The 20,108-nt window shown below is 43.2% G+C and carries 18 protein-coding genes; 1 reads left to right on the top strand and 17 read right to left on the bottom strand.

What is annotated here, in order from left to right; all coding sequences use genetic code 11:
* Positions 1-47: 47 nt before the first annotated feature.
* From BK575_RS06975 to BK575_RS06935, 9 genes are all read right to left on the bottom strand, one after another.
* A complete protein-coding gene (locus BK575_RS06975; protein ID WP_078409635.1) occupies positions 48-1,508 on the bottom strand; it encodes an aldehyde dehydrogenase family protein in 1,461 nt (486 codons plus the stop codon).
* Positions 1,509-1,550: 42 nt separating this feature from the next.
* On the bottom strand, positions 1,551-2,846 hold the full coding sequence (locus BK575_RS06970; protein WP_078409633.1) for an aspartate aminotransferase family protein: 1,296 nt from the start codon (positions 2,844-2,846) through the stop codon (positions 1,551-1,553).
* Positions 2,830-4,215 (bottom strand): aspartate aminotransferase family protein, encoded by a 1,386-nt coding sequence (locus tag BK575_RS06965; RefSeq protein WP_078409631.1) that lies wholly within the window; start codon positions 4,213-4,215, stop codon positions 2,830-2,832. Before BK575_RS06965 ends, BK575_RS06970 begins: the two co-directional genes overlap by 17 nt.
* Positions 4,203-5,393, bottom strand: a complete 1,191-nt coding sequence (locus tag BK575_RS06960) for a thiolase family protein (protein WP_078409629.1) — start codon at positions 5,391-5,393, stop codon at positions 4,203-4,205. Before BK575_RS06960 ends, BK575_RS06965 begins: the two co-directional genes overlap by 13 nt.
* Positions 5,393-6,055 carry a 3-oxoacid CoA-transferase subunit B gene (locus BK575_RS06955; RefSeq protein ID WP_078409627.1) on the bottom strand — a complete coding sequence of 221 codons (663 nt, stop codon included), beginning with the start codon at positions 6,053-6,055 and terminating at the stop codon, positions 5,393-5,395. The genes BK575_RS06960 and BK575_RS06955 overlap by 1 nt, the downstream gene beginning before the upstream one ends.
* Position 6,056: 1 nt before the next feature.
* Entirely contained in the window at positions 6,057-6,713 is a 657-nt protein-coding gene (locus BK575_RS06950; protein WP_078409625.1) for a CoA transferase subunit A, read from the bottom strand.
* A 186-nt stretch (positions 6,714-6,899) separates the two neighbouring features.
* The gene (locus tag BK575_RS06945) at positions 6,900-7,229 is read right to left on the bottom strand and encodes a DUF3870 domain-containing protein (RefSeq protein ID WP_078409623.1); all 330 of its coding nucleotides are present in this window, start codon (positions 7,227-7,229) and stop codon (positions 6,900-6,902) included.
* 403 nt (positions 7,230-7,632) lie between these two features.
* Positions 7,633-8,517: an EamA family transporter gene (locus BK575_RS06940; RefSeq protein WP_078409621.1), complete on the bottom strand. Its 885-nt coding sequence runs from the start codon at positions 8,515-8,517 to the stop codon at positions 7,633-7,635.
* A 60-nt stretch (positions 8,518-8,577) separates the two neighbouring features.
* Complete coding sequence (locus BK575_RS06935) at positions 8,578-8,832, bottom strand: hypothetical protein (RefSeq protein ID WP_078409619.1); 255 nt, start codon at positions 8,830-8,832, stop codon at positions 8,578-8,580.
* 216 nt (positions 8,833-9,048) lie between these two features.
* Between BK575_RS06935 and BK575_RS06930 the strand changes: the two genes are divergently transcribed.
* Positions 9,049-9,675, top strand: a complete 627-nt coding sequence (locus BK575_RS06930; RefSeq protein WP_078409617.1) for a LysE family transporter — start codon at positions 9,049-9,051, stop codon at positions 9,673-9,675.
* 64 nt (positions 9,676-9,739) lie between these two features.
* On the opposite strand, the gene BK575_RS06925 is transcribed toward BK575_RS06930, so the two are convergent.
* The 8 genes from BK575_RS06925 to BK575_RS06890 all read right to left on the bottom strand — a co-directional run bounded on the left by BK575_RS06925 (position 9,740) and on the right by BK575_RS06890 (position 20,036).
* Positions 9,740-11,098 (bottom strand): amino acid permease, encoded by a 1,359-nt coding sequence (locus BK575_RS06925; protein ID WP_078409615.1) that lies wholly within the window; start codon positions 11,096-11,098, stop codon positions 9,740-9,742.
* A gap of 299 nt (positions 11,099-11,397) precedes the next feature.
* A complete protein-coding gene (locus tag BK575_RS06920; RefSeq protein WP_078409613.1) occupies positions 11,398-13,575 on the bottom strand; it encodes a DNA topoisomerase III in 2,178 nt (725 codons plus the stop codon).
* A gap of 348 nt (positions 13,576-13,923) precedes the next feature.
* Entirely contained in the window at positions 13,924-14,847 is a 924-nt protein-coding gene (locus tag BK575_RS06915; protein ID WP_078409611.1) for a phytanoyl-CoA dioxygenase family protein, read from the bottom strand.
* A 31-nt stretch (positions 14,848-14,878) separates the two neighbouring features.
* Positions 14,879-15,187 (bottom strand): Dabb family protein, encoded by a 309-nt coding sequence (locus tag BK575_RS06910; protein ID WP_078409609.1) that lies wholly within the window; start codon positions 15,185-15,187, stop codon positions 14,879-14,881.
* A 74-nt stretch (positions 15,188-15,261) separates the two neighbouring features.
* Positions 15,262-16,209 (bottom strand): aldo/keto reductase, encoded by a 948-nt coding sequence (locus tag BK575_RS06905; RefSeq protein ID WP_169907615.1) that lies wholly within the window; start codon positions 16,207-16,209, stop codon positions 15,262-15,264.
* A 280-nt stretch (positions 16,210-16,489) separates the two neighbouring features.
* Positions 16,490-17,440, bottom strand: coding sequence for a substrate-binding domain-containing protein (locus tag BK575_RS06900; RefSeq protein ID WP_078409605.1), 951 nt, complete (start codon positions 17,438-17,440; stop codon positions 16,490-16,492).
* Between the two features lie 50 nt (positions 17,441-17,490).
* Complete coding sequence (locus BK575_RS06895; RefSeq protein ID WP_235867326.1) at positions 17,491-18,495, bottom strand: ABC transporter permease; 1,005 nt, start codon at positions 18,493-18,495, stop codon at positions 17,491-17,493.
* Positions 18,492-20,036: a sugar ABC transporter ATP-binding protein gene (locus BK575_RS06890; RefSeq protein WP_328589487.1), complete on the bottom strand. Its 1,545-nt coding sequence runs from the start codon at positions 20,034-20,036 to the stop codon at positions 18,492-18,494. The genes BK575_RS06895 and BK575_RS06890 overlap by 4 nt, the downstream gene beginning before the upstream one ends.
* Between the last annotated feature and the right edge of the window lie 72 nt (positions 20,037-20,108).

Genomic DNA, 20,108 nt, shown 5'->3' with positions numbered 1-20,108 from the left:
GTCTTCCTTGATTCAGCCCTTTTTGAACACACATTTTGCATCAATCATCAATAGTTCGTATAAATCGACTTCCACTCTGTCATGACATCAAATGCGTGATGGGACACTTCTCGGTGACCGTTTCCTGACATTTTCATACCGCCGAATGCGACACCCATTTCGGCATTGGACGTGCCGTTATTGATATAGACAAGTCCACTTACAGCCTCTGCTGCAGCACGGTTGGCATAATGAAGGCTCTCTGTATAAATAGAAGTGGATAGTCCGTAAATCGTACCATTATTCACTTCCATCGCTTCTTCATATGAATCTACTTCAATAATTGCAAGAACCGGACCGAATATTTCTTCCTGTGCAATTGTATGGTTACGTTTCACATTTTCAATAATGGTCGGCTCATAATAATAGCCGCCCAATTCTTTGACACGCTGACCGCCTGATACCACTTTTCCGCCTTCTCCAATTGCGGTTTCTACGTACTTTTCTACGGTATGAAGCTGTTCTTCATTCACGAGAGGGCCAACTTGGTTCCCTTCTTCAAGGCCGTTTCCTATTTTCATAGCTTTCGTTAGCTGTACAATTTTTTGGACAAGCGGCTCCTTGACCGAACGCTCGACGATTACCCGGCTTGCTGCTGTACAGCGCTGTCCTGTTGTCGTAAATGCAGATTTGACAATTCCGTCAGCCGCTTTATCTAAGTCCGCATCTTTCAGCACGATGACTGCATTTTTTCCGCCTAATTCCAGCGAAATGCGTTTTAGCGTTTTGCTGCTCATTTCAGCCAGTGTTTGGCCGACTTCCGTTGAACCGGTAAACGAAATAACCTTTACATCAGGATGCTCGGCAAGTGTTTGGCCCACCGTTCTCCCTGAACCGGTAATTAAGTTCACGACCCCTGCCGGTAACCCTGCTTCATCGAGCACTTCGATAAAAATTTTTGCTGATAACGCGACTTCCGAAGCCGGCTTCCATACCACAGTGTTTCCTGCAATGAGTGCCGAAAAGATTTTATAAGAAGCAAGCGCCACCGGGAAATTCCAAGGCGTAATACACGCCACGACTCCGAGCGGCTCACGCACCATTCTGACGTTTCGATTCGGAAAACCGGCAGGAACGGTTTCACCGAAAAGGCGTCTTCCCTCTCCTGCCATGTATTGAGCAGTGGCGCTGACCACTCCGACCTCACCCAGCGACTCAGCCAGCACTTTCCCCATTTCCATCGTCATGACACGAGCCAGCTCTCCTTTACGTTTTTCAAACAATTGGGCCGCTTTCGCTAAATAAGCTGCGCGCTCTGGAATCGGCGTGTTTTTCCATTGTGCATACGCCTCATTCGCTTTTGCTACCGCTTCGTTCACTTGCTCCACTGTGGCAGCTGCACATGTGCCGACCAGCTCCCCCGTCGCCGGATTTAAACTTTCAAAGTAAGACTGGTCCGGATCGCTTACCCATTTTCCATTTATATAAAGATCTCCTTGGAGAATCTCTGTTTTGATTTGATTAGACATAAATGCGGCCTCCTTTTCTTCCTAATTTCAGGGAAACGTCATTTAGTTCCCTGATATCGTTTCTGACATGACATCTTCTAAAATCGTTAATCCTTTATCCAACACATCTTCTTGAATATTCAGCGGCAGCATTAAACGAATCGTTTGACCGCTGACGCCGCAGTTCATAATCAGCAAGCCATTCTCCAATGCCTTCGCTTTAATTTTCGGCACGAATGAAGCGGCAGACTGCTGATCAAATTCGATTCCGATCATCATCCCTACTCCGCGTACCTCTACAATACCCGGTAAATGTCCGACCGATTGTTGAAGGCGGCCGACAATCTCCGCACCGAGTCGGGCGCTTCGTTCAACCAATTTTTCTTCTTCGATCACTTCAATATTCGCCAAGGCAGCCGCGCAGGAAATCGGATTCCCGCCAAATGTAGAACCATGGCCTGCCGTCGGCCATTTTTCATGAAGCTCACGGCTTGCCACGATGGCACCAAGAGGCATTCCTCCTGAAAGCGCTTTTGCCAGCACTAAAATATCCGGAGTCACATTCGCATGCTCTGCCGCGAACATTTTGCCTGTACGGCCAAATCCTGTTTGTACTTCATCGAAAATAAGCAAAATGCCATGTTCTTCCGTTATTTTTCTTAACGCCTGCAAGAAACTTGGCGGTGCTGGATAATAGCCTCCTTCACCCATGACCGGCTCAATGATGATGGCTGCGACACGGGAAGGATCCACTCGTAAATCAAACAATTTTTGAAGCTGATTTAAACAATACTCTTCCACGTCATCTTCTTGAATGTTTTTCAATTGGCTCGGGTACGGGTATGGAACGTGGTGCACTTCACCTAAAATCGGTTCATAATAACGGCGGTATTTCGAGCTTGATGCCGTGATGGCCGTTGCTCCCAGCGTCCGGCCGTGGAACGATCCTTCAAATGCGATGATGGCCGGTCTGCCTGTAGCTGCTTTCGCTAATTTTAATGCACCGTCAATCGCTTCAGCACCTGAATTGGAGAAAAAGACTGTATCCAAATTTCCCGGTGTAATTTGTGCAAGCTTTTCGGCCAAATTAGCTGCCGTTTCATAATATCCGTAGTTCAATCCAAGATGAATCAGGTTTTCTGCTTGTTTTTTAATCGCTTCAACCATTTTTTCGTTCGTATGACCGACCGCATTAACAGCCACTCCTGAAACGAAATCGATATATTCATTGCCATCTGTCGTCCAAAACTTGGCACCGTGTGCCTTATCAATCACAAGTTCCGTTACTCTCGTCATGACAGGCGATAAATGTTTACGCGCTTTTTCTCTGATTTCTTCTGTTTTATTTTGTAATTTCATATGTCTCATCCTTTCTTAAGCGACCTTTAAATAAGATCAGCGATTCGTCCAGCATTCTCACAATCTCATCTAATTCCGGTTTGGTAACAGTTAAAGGAGGACTGATGATGAGGTGTTCTCCCTTTATTCCATCAATTGAGCCGGTACCCGGGTAAAAAACCGCTCCAAGCTCCATTGCAATAGCATTCAACGTTTCAGCGGCTTTTTCAGATGGATCAAACAGCTCATCGCATTCGCGATCTTTCACAAGCTCGATTCCGATTAAAAGCCCTCTTCCTCGGACATCGGATATATAGGAATGTTTTTTCTTCAGCTCTAAAAGCCGGTCGAACAGGTAGTTTCCTTGCTCCTTTACGTTTTCAAGCACCCGCTCATGCTCATACACATCCAATGCGGCAAGACCGGCAGCGACAGCCACGGGATGCCCGCTGTATGTGTAGCCGTGGACGAATTTTCCGTCGCTGTTTTGAGTGAGTCCATCAATTAACCGGTCATGGACAATCATTCCGGCAAGCGGGGCATAGCCAGCGGAAACCCCTTTTCCGAACGTGATGATATCTGCTTCGATTCCAATTTGTTCGGTTGCGAAGTTCGTACCGGTGCGGCCAAATCCCGTCATGACTTCATCGATAATCAAGATAATGTCATAACGGTCACACAGCTCACGAACCTTTTCGAAATACCCGGGCGGCGGCGGCACCGCGCCTTGTTGGCTTCCGACAATCGGCTCGGCGATGAATGCCGACACATTCTCAGGACCAAGTTCTAAAATGACTCGTTCAATATCCGTCACACACGTCCAGTTTTGCTTCGCCAGGCAATCATCTTGTTGACGGTTATATGGACATCGGTGACAGTACGGAGAATACACATGGGCATAGTTTAAAAGATTGGGAGTGTATACATGTCTTCTTTTTACGTCTCCCCCTGCTGATAAAGAGCCGATTGTATTTCCGTGATAAGATTGCCAGCGCCCGATTACCAGGTGCTTTTGCGGCTTTCCGGCATCTCTATGATATTGTCTTGCCAGCTTCAAAGCACTTTCATTTGCCTCTGAACCTCCGGTTGTAAAATAAACTTTGTTTAAACGGCTTGGAGCCATTTTCCCGATTTTTTCAGCCAGTTCATGCAGTGCTTTTGTTTCGAAGCGCATTGTATGGACAAAAGCCGCTTTTTTGGCTTGCTCTGCCATCGCTTCTCCAATAGAAGCAATCCCATGGCCTAAATTCGCTGCAACGGCCCCGGAGCAAGCATCCAAGTATTTTTTCCCTTCCTCATCCACAAGGTAGACTCCTTCCCCATGTGTGATGATCGGGTACTCTTTTTTGAAATCACGATGAAATACATAGTCTTTTTTTATTCCGTCCATCTTTCCACCACCATCGCCATTCCTAATCCGCCCGCCACACAAATCGTCGCAAGACCGTATTGCCGCTTTTGTTTTTCAAGCTCGTGACATAACGTCGTCACGATTCTTGCCCCTGAACACCCCAGCGGATGCCCTAAGGCAATCGCCCCTCCGTTGACATTCACATTATCCCCTTTCAAGCCCCACTCTTTTAAGCAGGCAAGGCTTTGGGCAGCGAACGCTTCATTCAATTCAATCAAATCGATATCTTCTAAACGAAGTCCCGCTTTTTTCAATGCTATTTGAGAAGCAGGCACCGGCCCGATTCCCATCTCTTTCGGCGATACACCCGTCGCGGCAAAGGAACGAATTCTTGCCATTGGAACAACTCCAAGCTGTTTCGCCTTTTCTTCGGACATCAACAGCAGCATCGATGCACCGTCATTTCTGCCAGAGGAGTTTCCTGCTGTTACCGTTCCATCCTTTTGAAACACCGGCCTTAGTGTTGCTAATGTTTCAATGTCCGTCAACCTTGGATGTTCATCGATCGCAAAATGACTAATTCCCTTTTTTCCTTCTTTTACCGGAACCGGAATGATTTCATCTTCAAACAGACCGAGTTCAATCGCTCGTTTCGTTTTCAGTTGGCTCGCATAGGCAAATTCGTCTTGTTCACTGCGGCTGATGTTATATTTTTCAGCCAGCCACTCAGCTGTTTGCCCCATCGTAAAATGTCCGTATATGTCCTCAGGCTGCGATTTCGGCTGACTTTCGGTATTGGAATCATAGAGCGTCATATCTCCCATCTTTAGGCCAAACCTTGTGCCGACCGTATAATGGGGTGCCTGTGACATGCTTTCCACTCCACCCGCTAATACGACATCCGACTGCCCCGTTAAAATGGACATCGCTCCGTTCACAACTGCCTGCATGCCTGAACCGCATTGGCGATGGACCGTATAAGCGGAAATTGACTCCGGAAATTGGGCTTTCAATGAAGCCACCCTCGCAATATTGGGGGCATGTGCGCTCTGTTTCGTTTGACCGACGATCACTTCATCTACAATATGGGCACCATGACCGGAAGATGAAAGATTATTTTTCATAAGAAGAGATACGAGCTCTTCGGGCAGTGTATCCGCCAGTGCTCCCCCGTATTTGCCGATGGGAGTCCGGAATGCATTCACGATTACAACCATTATGCTGTCACCTCATTGCTTTTATTGAATGTTTCAGCTACATAAAATGGTGCATCCGTTTTCTGCTGAACTTCTTCAAGAGAAACTCCTGGTGCCAGCTCAGTAAGAAATAATCCCTCTTCCTTCACCGCAAATACTGCTAAGTCGGTAATAATTAAGTCAACTGCCCGCTCTGACGTAATCGGATAAGTCAATTCTTTGACAATTTTAGACTCGCCCTTATTTGTCGTATGCATCGTTGTCACGATGACCTTCTTAGATCCTTCCAATAAATCCATTGCTCCTCCAACACCAAGAACACTTTTTCCAGGTACGGCCCAGTTCGCGATTCGCCCCTTTGCGTCAATTTGCAGCACTCCGAGAATCGAAACGCTCACATGACCTCCGCGAATCATCGCAAAAGAAGAAGCGCTATCAAAAAAGGAGGAACCCTCTAATACCGTGACAGGCAGCTTTCCAGCATTGACAAGGTCTCGGTCAATGTGTTCTTCATCTGGTGTCGGCCCTACTCCGAGAATCCCATTTTCGGAGTGTAAAAAAACTTGCACATCTGATGGAATGTAATCAGCCACCAGCGTAGGAATTCCAATACCTAAATTGACGATATCTCCATGCTTTAATTCCTTTGCGGCCCTTGCCGCAATATATCCTTTTACATCCATGCTAGTTACCTCCCTTCACTACAATAAAATCAACATATAAATGCGGCGTCACAATTTCTTCAGGAGAAATATCGCCGACTTCCACGATTTCATCTACTTCTGCAATGACTAATTCTGCAGCTGTCGCCATCATCGGATTAAAATTTCGTGCCGATTTACTGTAGATAAGATTTCCGAGACGATCCGCTTTTTTCGCTTTAATTAAAGCGAAATTCGCCTTCAGCGGCTCTTGCAGGACATATTTCTTGCCATTAAGCGTGCGCTCTTCTTTGTTTTCAGAAATTTTCGTTCCGACGCTGACCGGTGTATAAAACCCTCCGAGTCCAGCACCTCCGGCTCGAATGGCTTCAGACATCGTTCCCTGCGGCAAAAGTTCCACTTCTAATTCTTGATTCTGATAGGCCTTTACCACTTCCGGATTGGATGTGAAATAGGAACCTATCGCTTTTTTCACTTGTTTTTGCCTGACTAATACGCCAAGCCCTCTTCCCGGTTCTCCAAGGTTGTTACTAATAATCTCCAAGTCTTTCACTTTTTCTTGAGCCAATGCTGCTACTAAATTAAGAGGGCATCCTACAAGGCCAAATCCCCCCACCATAATTCGTGAGCCGCTTTTAATTTTTTTTACAGCTTCCTCGCATGTAATCAGCTTGCTCATCTTCCATTCCCTTCCTCTCCATATTCTTATGGTTTAACAGCTTGGATACATAAAAAACCGAGCAAAACATGTATCCTTCATAAAGAATGTCACAGTAACGAACATTCCTCATAAAGAGTTCATGTCTGCCCGGTTTTAATAAGACCATGGGAAGAGGTTATCCTCCCACTTTATTATAACCAAACGTTATGTATTCTTTTGCTTCACATTATCCCAGTATCGTTGAACTGCAGCTTGAAGGGCCACAATGATTGCTTGCTGGGAAGGAGCGAAATAAAAGCTTTGAATGCGTTCAATCAACGGCTCCACCCCATCCTCGAGACAGTAGCCTATCAGCAGTTTTTGAAAATAATTTTTGGTTAACTCTGTTACAAATGTGAATTCGGCGCCGACGATTTTATGTTGTTTCAGATCCACCTCTAGTACAATTCCTGCATGCTTATACATTTCATACATGGAAGTTCCTTGTGGAGCTTTTGCATATCCTGTAACAATTACGGTGTCCAGTATTTGCATGCCCCTAAACCTCCTTTCAAAAACCAACTGATCATTTTCCATTTCTAACTCGATTATATGGGTCAGAAATGGGGATGTCAATACATAATATTCTAAATTTTCAAAATAAGTGACATTTCGTCATGTTTCACCAGTAAACGCTTTCAGTTATACATTAAAGTCTGAAACTCTATTAATGATACATTTCTCCTTTTTGCACTAAATTCCTTCACAAACGATAATTTTTTTTGTTCCATTACAACCCGTTGATTTAAAATTTCGACTTCAGACCCCACGGACTTGCGTCTCTCCCATAAGTCATAAGCAGGCCGCAAAAATTATTTCTTTACCGAAAGGACCCGTCACTGAATCCTTGGTTTTACTGGATTCTCGTGACGGGTCCTTTCAGGAGGCATCCTCTAGTTCAAAGAACAGGCATCCTCTTTTTTTGATAATATAGCTTCCATTGAGGGAACGCAATACCGAGCAAAATAAGGACAACCCCCATCCATTGAAGCAGCGTCACCGTCTCTCCTAATACAACGCTTGACATAAAGACGGCCATCGGAAGCTCTGCCGCTCCCAAAATCGTTCCTAATCCAGATCCGATTTTAGGCACGCCTATCGCAAAAAATAATGTCGGAATGAACAATCCGAATAACCCGAGCAGCAAGCCGTACTTCCATAACCCTTCCTGAAAGGTGCCATCGACAAGAAATGAAGGCCGTAAAATAAGAAAGGCAGAAAGGAATGAGCCTGTCGCAATGAACGCACTTCGATTCAAAGACGGAATTTGGATTGATACTCTGCCGCTAAAGAAAATAAATAATGCAAAAGTTAAAGCAGATAAAAGCCCAAGCACAACGCCTTTTATATCCAAATTGGCTTCACCATGTTCAAACACCGCTCCTGCCAGAAGAGTCCCTGCCGTTAATATTCCAATCGAAACAAGTTTTTCCCGTGATGGAAAAGCGCGTTCAACAACGGCTTCCAACACTACTCCAATCCACGTAAACTGAAATAAAAGAACAATCGCGATCGAAGCAGGAATGGTTTGAAGTGAAATATAGTAAAAAATGCTCGTCATGCAAACAGTCAAGCCGACCAGCATCAACTTCACAATAGCTTTTCCATTTACTTTTATTCTAGAAAAACACAAGACCGCGAACCAAAGCATTAAACAGCCCAAAAAAAGTTGGCTCCCAATGACCTCACTCGCTATAAACCCTTTTGCATACGCCAATTTCACGAAAGTAGATAAAATGCCATAGCTGCATGCACCCAAAAAAACCAATATGATATAAAGCATAACAAAGACCTCTTTTTTCTGTAAAATTAACCTCTGTTATTCTATCATATTTCATCGATATTAATCATATTGTTGAATGGCTTGTTGTGCTTCTTGCAAATGCCTGAGATGTTCTTTCGCTCTTTTTAATCTTTTTTCCTGTTCTTCATCCATATCATGAGATTGTGCTTGATGCAATGCCTCTTGTGCGAGTTGCAATTGCAGCTGTGCCCTTTGCATCCCCCTTGGAGTTACATTGGCCTGAAGGTGCCCTACAGCATCATCCGCTTCTTCTACTGCATGGATCGCTTGCTGAAACTCTTGGTTTTGCTCCATATTCGTCCATTCTCCTATCCTCATTCATTAATTTTCCCGGATTTTCATACGCTTAGAATTCCCAAATTCACTGTTTACTATTCCTTTAAAAGCAGGGCTTATTGTCTATCGGAGCGGGACCACTTCAATTTTCAGTCGTACAACTCCATCGCTCTGAATAGAATGTACGAGCAGTTTTGGTTTAATCAAATGAAAAGTAAGACGGGGGTTATACTCATGAGTGTATTTTTAAGCTATATCTTTCTAGGTTTATCATTGGCGGCACCAATTGGACCTGTAAATGCCGCTCAACTCGATAAAGGCATTCGTAAAGGCTTTCTGCATGCATGGATATTCGGGCTGGGAGCTGTGGCTGCGGACGCCATATATATGATGGTTGTATATTTAGGTGTCGTCCGGTTCCTTGACACCCCCTTTATGCAAACTTTTCTCTGGCTTTTTGGCTGTTTCGTATTGACCTATACAGGCATAGAAAGTTTATTGAAGGCCGGCCAAATTGAAACAGACAGCAAAAGAAGAGACGACTCCCATTTTAAGTCATTTCTTTCTGGTTTTTTCATGTCCATCTCCAATCCTTTAACGATTCTCTTTTGGCTCGGCATTTACGGATCTGTTCTCGCTAAAACCGCTTCATCTTACGGTACCAGTCAGCTTGCTTTGTACAGCACAGCGATATTGATCGGGATTCTCACATGGGATATAACAATGGCAAGTGTGGCAAGCGGATTCCGCAGAATGTTAACCGCTAAACTCCTTACGGCCATTTCCCTCTTTTCCGGCCTTTCCTTGATTGCATTCGGATTTTACTTTGGCTTGCAGGCCGTTAAAGTATTGGTACAGTAGAAAAGACAGACACCTGCCGTTCTCTCTTCCCTTTTGCCGTTTCAAAAACAGGCAGGAAGCTATATTAACGTTCCGCTTTCTTCCAGACAGCCTGCATTTTAAAAACGACCAAGCCAATAATGACAACAAATAAAAGGCTTACCCAAAATCCCGGACGGCTTGTTTTTTGTAATAAAGTGCCGCTGACTGCAAGCGTTATCAACATCATGCCTAAAATGCGTTTTGCTTTATCCCAGTTTGTTAGCTGAAGCAGCCTGCCTGAAGACAACAAAATAAAGAACCAGTTATATAACAGCATAAGTCCTGCCGCTGTCGTCATATATTCATAAATTTTTCCCGGTATTAACAAAGCCAAAACAACAGAAGAGGCAAGCCCTGCCGCTGCGAGCCCTATTGCCGGCCATGGCGGTCTCTCCTTGCCCGTTTCTCTTTGACTTGTTTTTTTCTTTTTAGCGAAAAACGATGGGGCATCGCCTTCTTCAGCCAACGTAACGAGAAGGCTCGTTACCGCAAATAAAGAAGCAGCCATTGTGGAAAAGCCCGCAATAATTAATGCACCATTAAAAACATGAGGGAAAAAATCCAGATTGTATGGTTCCAATGCAATGACAAATGGACTTTCTTTCGTATTGAAAGAACGCCATGAAACCATAACTACTGCCAGCCCTATGGACAAAACGTAAATAATCGTCAGAAGGATCAGCATGATTTTTCCTGATTTCGGCGCATCTTCTTTGTTTTGAAGATTGATGGCCATTAATGCCATAATCTCAATACCCCCAAAAGCGTAAAATGCATAAATAAGAGAAGACAAAAAACCTTTAAAGCCACGCGAAAAAAGCTCATGGGCAGTATCGGGGATTTTTAGATCAGGCTCTCTTCCATCAAGAACTCCAAAAAGAGCCAGAAGTGCAATAATGATAAACATAAGAATGGCTGACACTTTTATAATGGCAAATAAGTTTTCTACCCGCTCAAATCCTTTTGTGCCTGCCAATACGACTATAAGACCCAGTACGGCATATCCAGCCGCAAATACCCATAGCGGCAGATTCGGAAACCAAAACCGCGAAAAAATGGACAGTGCCGTCAACTGGCTTCCGATAATTAATATTTCTGAACTCCAATATACCCATCCGCAGCTAAACCCGGCCCAACGGCCATATGCCTTTTTCGCATAAGCACAAAAAGAGCCCTTCTGCGGATCGGAAGCAGTCATTTTGGCAAGCGCATCAAATACAAAATATGTACCGATAGCAGCTAACATAAAAGATAGAACGACGGCAGGCCCCGTCATTTTTATGGCTATGCTTGATCCGAGGAAATAACCCGTTCCGATAATACAGCCTACTCCGATTAAGGATAGCTGCCACCATTTCAAGCTGTTCTCTCCCTGTCCCCCGACGCACCCCATTTTACTCATTCACTGATTCCTCCTTTTGTCTCGCTTTATTGTTCGATACACGCTGGTCGTTTATGTATTCAACCATCTCATTCAACAGGTTGGAAAAATAAGCAAAGGCTGAAAGGAAAACGAAACGACAGAGAAAATCATCTCAGCGCTTATGCTTACTCCAAACGGTGTTCAAACGATTCGTACATGGGACTACCTTCTTGCTGCACTGAAATATATATAAAACATTGTAAATAAAAGAATGGGGTGTATACGTTTTTTGTATACACCCCATTCTTTACACATAAACCGTTGGCAAACAACGTGCCTTACTTATCGTTGAACAAAAACTTAATTTTGTCTTCTGCCCATTCCAGTTTCGCATCAAACGTCTTCTCGCCTTTTTTAAACCCTTTAATCAAATCCGTTTTTCCATCTTTAAACAATTTCTTCATATTCGCTTGTGAAATCGTTTTTCCTAAAATCTTTTTAGAAATCGTAAAATCACACTTTGTAGCAGAATAATTGGCGCATCCGTAAAATGTGCCTTTATCCACGACATCCCCTTCGCACTTTTTGCATTTCCCGACTTTTGTTCCGGTCGTTTTCCCCTTTTTCCCGCCTTTTTGTTTTTTAAATTCGCTGAGGTCAAACCCATCGAAAGACCAGGTTGCACTTTGAGCCGTCGCATCTTCAATCAATTTAGTGGACAATTTCTTCGCCTGCTCCATGAATTCTGTAGGAGAGGCCTTTCCTTCTCCGATTTCATGAAGGCGCTGCTCCCACTTGGCCGTCATTTCCGGCGATGCCAAAATGCTTGTACCTATTGATTCAATAAGCACCTTGCCTTTATTGGTCGCAAATACTTGATTCTTTTTTACATCAATGTATTTCCTGTCTTTTAACACCCCAATAATCCCTGCCCGTGTTGCCTCTGTTCCCAATCCTTCGGTTTGGTTCAGCACTTTTATCAGCTCTCCGTCTTCCAAATGTTTACCAGCCGTTTTCATGAGCGTAATCAATTGACCTTCAGTGTAACGTTTTGGAGGCTGTGTTTTACCGGCCTTTACCTCCGCTTCTTGAACAATTCCTTTTTCGCTCTCTTGCAGCGAAGGCAAATCTTGTTCATCCTCTTCGGACTCTTGATCTTTCTCTTTCTTGCCGCCATATATGACTTTCCGCCACCCTTCTTGTATTTGCTCTTTTCCTTTAGAAAGAAACGTAGCTCTGCCCTCAACCAATGTGTGGATTGTTGTATAATCAAAGATCGCTTTATCATAATGGGCGGCGATTAACCTTTGAACAATCAACGTATATATTTTCTGTTCCTCTGCCGACATTTTTGCCGGATCTGTCACTTGCTCGGTCGGAATGATGGCATAGTGGTCTGTTACCTTCTTTTCATTTACATAGCGTTTATTATTGATAATTGATGGAAAAGGCAGCGGAAAGTATGATTTAAACTCATCCAGCTGACTGATTTTTTGTAAAATCTCCGGAAACATCGCGGCTTCTTCCCTCGTCACATAGCTCGAATCTGAACGAGGATACGAAATGATGCCTTTCACATATAATTTTTGAGCGATTTCAAGCGTCTTTTGCGGAGAGAACTTGAACATTTTGTTGGCTGTCGCTTGCAAGGAGGATAAGTTGAACAGAAACGGGGGCTGAAATTCTTTTCGTTCCTTCTCGATCGAATCGATTGCTGCCTCCTTCCCTTTACAAAACTGCATGATTTTTTGAGCCATCGCTTCTTCATTCAGTCGTGTTTCTCCATCTTTATGCCATTTACCTTTATATACTTTCCCGTCCATGTTAAACGTAGCCAGAATCTCCCAAAACGGTTCTGATTTAAAGTTTTCAATTTCTTTCTCCCTTTTTACAATAAGAGCAAGAGTCGGGGTTTGGACCCTGCCTGTGGAAAAAACATCTTCGATTCCTTTTTGGCGCAAAAGCAGCGTATACGCACGGGAAGCATTCATTCCGACAAGCCAGTCCGCACAAGCTCGGCTTAATGCTTCGTGGTAAATCGGCTTCGTCTTCTTTTCATCAAGCAGCTTTTCAAAGCCTTCTTTGACTGCCTTTTCCGTTAAAGATGAAATCCAGAGCCGTTTCATCGGCTTGCGGGCACCGCTTAGCTGAATGATGGTCCGGACAATCAGTTCACCTTCGCGCCCCGCATCGCCTGCGATGATAATCTCGCTTACTTCCGGTCTTTTTAGCAACTCTTTGACGACGTTGTACTGCTTTGCTTTCGCCCTTGTTACCTTAAATTGAAAGGAATCCGGAATCATCGGCAGTGCGTTCATCGACCAGCGCTTCCATTCCGCTTTATATTCCTCCGGCTGCTTCAGCTCACATAAATGTCCGATTGCCCATGTCACATATGCTCCTTTCGGGAACAAGGCATGGGGCAAAATTTCAATATATTCTTTATGTCGTTTCATTTGAAAAGGAGCGGCTAGTTTCGCCCCTTGGTCTGGTTTTTCAGCTATGATGACTTTCATTTTTAATCTCCTAATAAACTCATTATTCTACAGCTCTGTTAAAACACATAATATGGATAACAACAAAATAGCAGATAGCGAAAAAGATAAATGCTTCGTTATCTCCGACTCTGCGCACGCAATAAACAGATATAAATGTTTATTTTAATAAACTCTGTGTATGTATCTCTGCTGTTTGGTTTTTAATCTACATTTGAATTATAGAATAATACGGAAAATACATCAAAAAATTGTGATACGTTTTCCAGCTCCAACTACTCCTTATCCCGCTCGCTATCCAGATGAATTGAAAAAACGAAAAGGAGCTGCCGCAGCAACCCCTACCTTAATACATTATGACATAATTTTTTACCACTTTCTGAATCCTAATAATTTTTCTCCTAACTCGGTCAGGACAGCACGATTATACTTGGTTTGTTCCCAGTTTCGCGGATCTCCAGGAAATGCCTTGCCGCTTGGCGGGATTCTTTCGCTCCAAGACGAGATTCTCGTTTGACGCAGCGCCTCGTTATGCTCCTGTGCCGGGAACATCGAGATATATTGGGCAAGACGCGGCTTTGATGAGTGGTTTGGACGGATGCCGTGTGGCTGCATGCTATTGAAAATGAGCAAATCGCCTGCTTTTGTCACTACTTTCGTAGGAGTATAGCCTGTTGTATCAGGTTTGTGCGGGTCTCTGTCAGCCGGCTGTGTCTTGACCCACTCATCAAAATCTCTGTACAATTCCGGAATACACTGGAATCCGCCCATCTCTGTATCTGTATCAACAAGGGATAAAACCCCCTGTACGTTGACCGGAATCGGATCTAAAGATGTATCTACATCCCAGTGGATAAAACTTTCATACTCATGACCCGGCCTTAATGGAAGATTCAGATTACATCTGTCAATGCTTGCCCATAATTTTTCTGTTCCCCATATATCGACAAAGGCATTATATACTTTCTCGTACATACGGTTATCCCATAAGTATTGATGATTATATAACTCTACCATTCCGGTATTCATCAATTCTTTCATTTGAATTTCGCGTCTTGGAGCTGTATACCAAGTCGAAGGATCATTCGGTTTTTTTTCTTCAAATTCCCAAATTAATTCAACCAACCGGTCAATATGCTCTTTCGGAACCGCTTCCTTAATCACGACATATCCGTTTTCTTTCCAAAACTTCCAATCTTCTTCACTCAATACTCGCAATGGCTCATGATTGACGCGTTCATTTAATGGAATTGTAATCTCAAGAATGTTATTTAACACTTTTTCGCTTTTCATTTTATGTTCCTCCCTTTAATTAGATCAATCGTTATTTAACTTCTACATCTACAACAGCGACATCCGCTACAATTTCTTTAACGAGTTGAATAGCACTCAAATGATCAGGATGCAGCTGATAAGCAGCCAGCCTTTCACGATTTGCAAACAGCATCCTCATCCCGAATTCATAGTTGGCAAATTCATGCTCGACCGTCGTATTCAATCCTGCGGACACAGCTTCCAGGCCCGCTATTTTCCCTTCAAGAGAGTGGAACCTTTGCACTAGCTCCCTTTTCTCTTCTTCCCCAGTTCCTTCTTTAAATGTGAAGAAAACAAGATGTTCGATCCGTGTTTCCATTGTATCCCTCCCTCGCTGAATAATTAATGACTGTCTACAAACTTCATGTCATGAAAAAATTGATGACCAGTAAATTATCGTACGCCCGCTGATTGCGTAAAGAGAGAATCAAGCATTTGTAAATGATCAGGTCCCAACGTAATTCCAGAACCTAAGCAGCTTTCCTCAATCTGGTCCGGCCGCTTTGCTCCGATAATAACAGAGGGAACATGCTCCCAGCGCAATGTCCAAGCGATTACGAGCTGACTGACTGTGCACCCGCAGCTTGCAGCGATAGGCTTTAATTGGTCGACCCGTTCTAGGCTTTGACGCAATTGATTTTTTTGGAAAATATCCTCCTCACTTCGCCAGTCTCCCTTTTCAAATTGAGAGATTTCTTTAAACTTTCCAGTAAGAATGCCCCTTCCAAGCACTTTATAAGGAAGAATGGATACTTCGTTCTCATAGGCATGGGGAATAACTGTGTTCTCTGCAGTCCGATCTAGTAAATGATATTCGATTTGATTGGAAACAATCGGCATGCATTGACTTGCTTCCTCAATCTGTTCAACCGAGAAATTAGACACTCCTACATAACGAACCTTTCCCGAATCGACGAGCTTCCGCAACGCCTCCATCGTTTCTTCAATGGGTGTATCCGGATCAGGCCAATGCAGCTGGTAAAGATCTATTTTATCTGTCTTCAACCTTTTTAGGCTGTCCTCACAAGCACGAATGACATAATCGGCTTGCAAATTCCGCCTTAAATTTCCTTGATTATCCCATTCCATTCCCACCTTTGTAGCAATAATCATGTCCTTGAAAGAAGAGGTGACGAAACGTCCTACCAGCTCTTCTGCATAACCAAAACCATACATATCCGCCGTATCGAAAAAATTAACACCCATTTCAATGGCGCGGAATATAGTGTTTTCGGAATCCCGTTCATCGACCTTCCCCATCCCATGACCGGAAATTGGCCATGTGCCAAAACCAATTTCTGATACTTCCAGATCGGTTTGTTTTAATTTTCTATATCTCATATACTCCTCCCGCTTCATTTATTTCTAATTCCCATCAGCCGTTTCAGGCTCATCACAACCTTTCAAAGAAATCACGGCTTTGATCAACGGAGTGTTAATAGAAGTGATAATACGCCCTTTGACTACAATAGCCGCATTGAATGTTCTTCCCCGGGATTTTTTTGACATGAGGAAGATATAGGGTCTTCAATACATGAATGACATGTTTCTGACAACAGAACATAAGAGTCCCCCTTTTCATCTTCCAGGAATCTTTTCCATGATAAAATCATGACTCATCTTAATTGTCTGTAAAATCTTCAATATTTTCCTTGCTTACTAGTTGGAACGGAACAAAATTGTCTTTCTCCACTTTTTCTCCTTTTGCGGCTTTCAGTCCAACTTCAATTCCAAGCCTTCCTTGTGATTCCACATCCTGGAATACAGTCGCGGAAAGCTCTCCCGACTCAACTGACTTAAGAGCATCTGGAATGGCGTCAATTCCAATTACTTTCGTTTCATTTAGTTTTCCTGCTGCTTTCAAGGCTTTTAGTGCACCTAATGCCATTTCATCATTTTGACCGATAATGGCATCAAGCTTTTGTGTCTGCAGCCAGTTTTCCGTTAAGGCCAATGCTTCCGCCCGGGACCAGTTCGCGGTTTGTTCAGCGACTACTTTCATATCCGGATAGTTTTTTAGAACCTCATAATTCCCTTCCGTTCTATTAACCTCGGCTGATTGGCCGTTCGGACCATGAATAATTGCGACATTTCCTTTTCCTCCCAACAAGTCCGCAATATGCTGCATTTCGATTTTACCGGCTTCAATATCGTCAGATCCCACATGTGCCGTCACTTTGTCGTCATTTGCGACAACGGAAAGAATCGTAATAATCGGAATTTTAGACGCAGACGCCATCTCTACAGCCGGAGCACTTCCATTTTTATCAACAGGGTTAAGAATGATCGCATCGACATTTTGATTAATGAAGTTTTCAACCTGGCTAATTTGATTTTCAGCTTTTCCTAAACCATCTGATTCTACTAATTTAATACCTGAATCTTTTGCATTTTTTCGTAATGACTCTTGAAGGGCTACAATGTACTCATTTTGAAGATTCTGGTAAGACACCCCTATTGTTACCTGCCCGTCACCTTCTTTCGAATCACTGGTTGCCTTTTCATCTGAACAGCCTGTTACATATATAAGCATCATGATCATTAATACAGATAACCACTTTACTTTTTTCATTTAAACTATTCCCCCATTTTTAATGAACTTTGTGATGGAAATCTTCAATATTATTGATGGTTCTTTTTATCAATTAGAACCGCAATGACAATAATTGCTCCTTTCAAAATTTGCTGGTAATAAGAAGAGACATTTAATAAATCAAGCCCATTATTCATGACACCGATGATAAGCACGCCCATCAGGGTTCCAACAAGACTGCCCACCCCGCCAAATAAACTTGTGCCGCCAATGACAACGGCTGCTATTGCATCGAGTTCATATCCCTCTCCTAAAACAGGGGAACCTGACATAATCCGTGAAGAGAGCACGATTCCTGCAATGCCTGCTAGTAATCCGGCAAGCGAATAGACCCCTATTTTGATAAGTGTTACATTAACACCAGACAACTTGGCAGACTGTTCATTCCCACCTGTCGCAAAAACATACCGGCCAAATACCGTAAAGTTAAGAAGTAAAATTCCAACTATCGTAACCGCAAGGAATACAATGACTGGAATCGGAAGTTTCAAAAAATAGCCGATACCGATATAGTTATAAGCATCGCTAAGCCCAATGACTGGACGTCCATCCGTATAAACCATGGCCAGCCCTCTGGCCGCTGTCATCATTCCTAGTGTCGCGATAAAAGGCGTCACTTTCCATTTCGCAACCATCACACCGTTTACAACACCGCAGCTCAACCCGACCAACATTCCAAGGAGAATCGGGATATAAAGAGCATGATCATGATCGACTTGGGCAAAACTCGTCGCTACAACGGCGGAGAGCGCCATAATTGATCCGACGGAAAGATCAATTCCACCCGTCAGAATCACAAATGACATTCCGATGGCGATAATGCCAATGATGGATACTTGTCTCAGTATGTTCAAAATATTGGACGTCGTTAAAAATGATTCAGAGGTAAACGATAAAATTAGAAATAACACAGCAAATGCCACATAAATTCCGTATTTCGCCAGTAAGTTTCCTGCTTTCCCGCCATTCATCTCCCATTTCGCTTTTACAAACGGACCCAATACACTTTTGGCTGCTTCTTTTTGAACGCTCATACCACTTTCTCCCCCTTCATATATCCCGTACAGCATGCCATGATTTTTTCTTGATTAAACTCTTCTCGCAGAAACTCCCCTGTCACTTTTCCCCCACTCATAACAGTGATGCGGTCACACATTCCAATTAATTCCGGCATTTCTGAAGAAATCATAATGACAGAATTTCCTTCGTCGGCAAAGTCTTGAATGATTTTATAGATTTCTGCTTTTGCGCCAATGTCAATTCCCCTTGTTGGCTCATCTAAAATCAGAATTTTCGGATTATTTAAGAGCCATTTCGCAATCACAATCTTTTGCTGATTTCCTCCGCTTAAATTTTTAACGAGCATATCTCTCGTTGGCGTTTTAATTTTAAGTGTCTTTATTTGTTCATCTACAGCCTGGCATTCTTTTTTTCTGACAATAATCTTATTGAACTTGGCCATTTTCGATAGATTCACTAAACTGATATTATCTCTGACCGTTCCCGCTAAATTGAGCCCTGTTTGTTTTCTATCCTCTGTTACTAATGCAATCCCATTTTGTATAGCGTCTTTCGGATGCTTATGGACGACCCGCTTATCATCGATATAAATATCGCCGCGGTCAGGGGGATGAATGCCGAATATGCTCTCCACCACTTCTGTCCTTCCTGCTCCAACCAATCCGGCAATGCCGAGAATTTCTCCTTTCTTAACAGAAAGGGAAACGCTTTCAAATTTACCTGCTAAACTTAAGTTTTCCACTTTCATAAAGACATTTTTAATAGTAGGAACCCTCGTTTGAAATACTTCTTTCAACTCTCTTCCCACCATGAGGGAAATAAGCAGATCATCATTTAAATCAGAAGCTTTCCGGCTATCTACATATGTACCATCTCGTAAGATCGTAATCTGATCAGCAATTTTAAAAATCTCATCCATCTTGTGTGAAATATAAATAATGGATTTGCCCTGTTCCGTGAGCATGTTAATGATAGCAAACAGCTTTTCTACTTCCCTGTCCGTAATCGCTGAAGTCGGTTCATCCATCACAATGATATTGGCATCGTTCGAGAGCGCTTTCGCAATCTCGACCATTTGCATATCAGCGACAGAAAGAGCAGACATTTTCTTGCCTGGATCAAGCTGTATATGCAGACGCTGCAACAGCTCAAAAGCCATTTCTCTTTGCTTCCTTTTGCGAATGAGGGCGGTTCTCCCAAAGCGAGGTTCCCTTCCAAGGAAAATATTTTCTGCGACCGTCATCTCAGAGATAAAGCTCAATTCTTGATGGATCATGCTGATTCCACGGTGTAAGGCATCACGCGGATCATGGAACTCGACTTTCTCGCCATTCAAAAATATTTCTCCCTCGTCCGGTGTGTAAATTCCCGCTAATATTTTCATGAGTGTCGACTTTCCCGCCCCATTTTCTCCCATCAGAGCATGCACTTCGCCCTTTTTCACATTTAGAGAAACGTTTTCAAGGGCTTTCACTCCTGGGAATGATTTGCATATATCTTTCATTTGAAGAGCATATTCTCCCCCTTGATTCATTCCATTTCTTTGTTCTTCCAACTCCATCTCCTCTTCCTTATTTAAGTTTGAAAATTCAATCTTATTTGAATTCAATATTAAGCTTATCGCTAT

Source organism: Priestia abyssalis, from assembly GCF_002019595.1.
GTDB lineage: Bacteria > Bacillota > Bacilli > Bacillales > Bacillaceae_H > Bacillus_BA > Bacillus_BA abyssalis.
Note: the sequence above shows the minus strand (reverse complement) of the source record. Positions and strands in the feature narration are given on the sequence as shown.

Excerpts from the sequence above, each read along its gene's own strand:
- BK575_RS06975 (WP_078409635.1), bottom strand. The coding sequence starts at position 1,508 with ATGTCTAATCAAATCAAAACAGAGATTCTCCAAGGAGATCTTTATATA.
- BK575_RS06935 (WP_078409619.1), bottom strand. The coding sequence starts at position 8,832 with ATGGAGCAAAACCAAGAGTTTCAGCAAGCGATCCATGCAGTAGAAGAA.
- BK575_RS06920 (WP_078409613.1), bottom strand. The coding sequence starts at position 13,575 with ATGAAAGTCATCATAGCTGAAAAACCAGACCAAGGGGCGAAACTAGCC.
- BK575_RS06965 (WP_078409631.1), bottom strand. The coding sequence starts at position 4,215 with ATGGACGGAATAAAAAAAGACTATGTATTTCATCGTGATTTCAAAAAA.
- BK575_RS06925 (WP_078409615.1), bottom strand. The coding sequence starts at position 11,098 with ATGAGTAAAATGGGGTGCGTCGGGGGACAGGGAGAGAACAGCTTGAAA.
- BK575_RS06960 (WP_078409629.1), bottom strand. The coding sequence starts at position 5,393 with ATGGTTGTAATCGTGAATGCATTCCGGACTCCCATCGGCAAATACGGG.
- BK575_RS06930 (WP_078409617.1), top strand. The coding sequence starts at position 9,049 with ATGAGTGTATTTTTAAGCTATATCTTTCTAGGTTTATCATTGGCGGCA.
- BK575_RS06895 (WP_235867326.1), bottom strand. The coding sequence starts at position 18,495 with ATGAGCGTTCAAAAAGAAGCAGCCAAAAGTGTATTGGGTCCGTTTGTA.
- BK575_RS06915 (WP_078409611.1), bottom strand. The coding sequence starts at position 14,847 with ATGAAAAGCGAAAAAGTGTTAAATAACATTCTTGAGATTACAATTCCA.
- BK575_RS06900 (WP_078409605.1), bottom strand. The coding sequence starts at position 17,440 with ATGAAAAAAGTAAAGTGGTTATCTGTATTAATGATCATGATGCTTATA.
- BK575_RS06905 (WP_169907615.1), bottom strand. The coding sequence starts at position 16,209 with ATGAGATATAGAAAATTAAAACAAACCGATCTGGAAGTATCAGAAATT.
- BK575_RS06910 (WP_078409609.1), bottom strand. The coding sequence starts at position 15,187 with ATGGAAACACGGATCGAACATCTTGTTTTCTTCACATTTAAAGAAGGA.
- BK575_RS06955 (WP_078409627.1), bottom strand. The coding sequence starts at position 6,055 with ATGGATGTAAAAGGATATATTGCGGCAAGGGCCGCAAAGGAATTAAAG.
- BK575_RS06940 (WP_078409621.1), bottom strand. The coding sequence starts at position 8,517 with ATGCTTTATATCATATTGGTTTTTTTGGGTGCATGCAGCTATGGCATT.
- BK575_RS06945 (WP_078409623.1), bottom strand. The coding sequence starts at position 7,229 with ATGCAAATACTGGACACCGTAATTGTTACAGGATATGCAAAAGCTCCA.
- BK575_RS06950 (WP_078409625.1), bottom strand. The coding sequence starts at position 6,713 with ATGAGCAAGCTGATTACATGCGAGGAAGCTGTAAAAAAAATTAAAAGC.
- BK575_RS06970 (WP_078409633.1), bottom strand. The coding sequence starts at position 2,846 with ATGAAATTACAAAATAAAACAGAAGAAATCAGAGAAAAAGCGCGTAAA.